Origin of the sequence: Agromyces humi (genome assembly GCF_009720255.1) — a bacterium.
GTDB lineage: Bacteria > Actinomycetota > Actinomycetes > Actinomycetales > Microbacteriaceae > Agromyces > Agromyces humi.
This window is the reverse complement of sequence record NZ_WJSP02000577.1, coordinates 1-1734: the sequence shown is the minus strand read 5'-3', so window position 1 is coordinate 1734 and position 1734 is coordinate 1. Positions and strand designations below refer to the sequence as shown.

Genomic DNA, 1734 nt, shown 5'->3' with positions numbered 1-1734 from the left:
TGGCGGCATCCGTCAGCAACGCACTCGGGTTCCGAACGGCGTCGCAACCCGGTCGGCTCGGACCTGCTCGTAGACCGCCGTCGTCGAACATCGCGTTCCCGTCGCGACCCGCTGCTGCTCGCCACCGGACAGCTCATGCGGCATCCGCTCGTGCTGGCCGGCGGCGCGCCGGAGGCTCGGGAAGGGCGGCGCGGAGCTGCTCGATGAGCTCCGGCGACGGCTCCACCGGGAGCAGGTCGGGCTCGGGGAAGTAGCGGTAGTCGTCGGCGTCCGACTTCGGCCGACCGCGCATCTACGAGAAGAAGCTGCACGTCGCCGGGCTCGTCGAGCGCGCCGAGTCCGAGCTGGGCCTCGGCGAGGACGTGCTGGTGGACGAGTACGGCCCCGACGTGGAGATCCCCGGCGAGGACGAGGAGTCGGCGCCCCGCCGGTTCGTGCGCGAGGAGCAGCAGCGCCGCCTGGCCGCCGCCGAGCGCAAGCTGGCCCAGCTCGGCCGGGTCAATCCGCTCGCCCTCGAGGAGTTCGCCGCGCTCGAGCAGCGGCACCAGTTCCTCTCCGAGCAGCTCACCGACCTCGCGAACACCCGCAAGGACCTGCTCACGATCATCGAGGAGATCGACGGCAAGATGGAGGCGATCTTCCGCGGCGCCTTCGACGACACCCAGGCGGCGTTCGCCGAGGTCTTCCCGGTGCTCTTCCCGGGCGGCACGGGCAGCATCACGCTGACCGACCCCGACAACATGCTCACCACCGGCATCGAGGTCTCGGTGAAGCCGGCCGGCAAGAAGATCGAGCGCCTCTCGCTGCTCTCGGGCGGCGAGCGATCACTGGCCGCCGTCGCCCTGCTCATCGCCATCTTCAAGGCGCGCCCCAGCCCGTTCTACATCATGGACGAGGTGGAGGCGGCGCTCGACGATGCCAACCTCGGCCGCCTCCTCACCACGATGGAGGATCTCCGCGAGTCGAGCCAGCTCATCGTCATCACGCACCAGAAGCGCACGATGGAGATCGCCGACGCGCTCTACGGCGTCTCGATGCGCCAGGACGGCGTCTCCGCCGTCGTCGGCCAGCGGGTCCGTGAGGAGCGCGAGGCCAAGGCGAGCTGAGCCGAGGGGACGGACGCTGCGCGAGCGGATGCCGCAGGGCGCGCCGCCGCGGCATCCGCTCGCCCTGCGACTCAGGTGAGCCGGCGATCGCCCGGATCGACGACCCGGAACCAGCGGTACCCGTAGGCGTCGAGGTGCACGTCGATGCGGCCCCGCTCGTCGAGGTCGAACGCGTCGACGGCGAAGAGGTCGGAGAACCGGGCGCCGGCGGGCACCTCGCCGAGCTCGAGGCCGACGGTCGCCGGGCGCGGCGCGAAGTTGTGCACCGCGACGAACCGGCCGACGTCGGCGGTGAGCTGGTGGGCGAGCACCGCGTCGTTGCCCGTGTCGAGCAGGTCGAGCCGGCCCCAGCCGATCTCGGGGGAGCTGCGGTACCGCACCGCGAACTTCCGGATCGTCGCGAGCAGCGAATCGGGGTCGTGCATCTGCGCCTCGACGTTCACGTGCTCGGGCGCGTACCCGTCGGTAGGGGGTGCGGCGACGAGGCGGCCGGGCCTCGCCCGCGAGAAGCCCCCGTTCGCCCCGTCGGTCCACTGCATCGGGGTGCGCACGGTCATCCGTCCGCCCTCCTCGCGGTTCTCGCCCATGCCGATCTCCTCGCCGTAGAACAGGACGGGCGTGCCGGGCA

General features: G+C 71.7%; 1 protein-coding gene and 2 pseudogenes. 1 reads left to right on the top strand and 2 read right to left on the bottom strand.

The annotated features are described in order from the left end of the window. Positions 1–157 precede the first annotated feature (157 nt). A pseudogene (locus GH736_RS22460) lies at positions 158–286 on the bottom strand (hypothetical protein); the annotation flags it as partial. Between the two features lies 1 nt (position 287). Between GH736_RS22460 and GH736_RS22455 the strand changes: the two are divergent. Next, a pseudogene (locus GH736_RS22455) lies at positions 288–1106 on the top strand (AAA family ATPase); the annotation flags it as partial. 71 nt (positions 1107–1177) lie between these two features. Here GH736_RS22455 and GH736_RS22450 read toward each other — a convergent pair. Continuing rightward, positions 1178–1734 (bottom strand): alpha-amylase family glycosyl hydrolase (locus tag GH736_RS22450; RefSeq protein WP_456236782.1); only part of this gene is annotated, 557 nt, incomplete at its 5' end.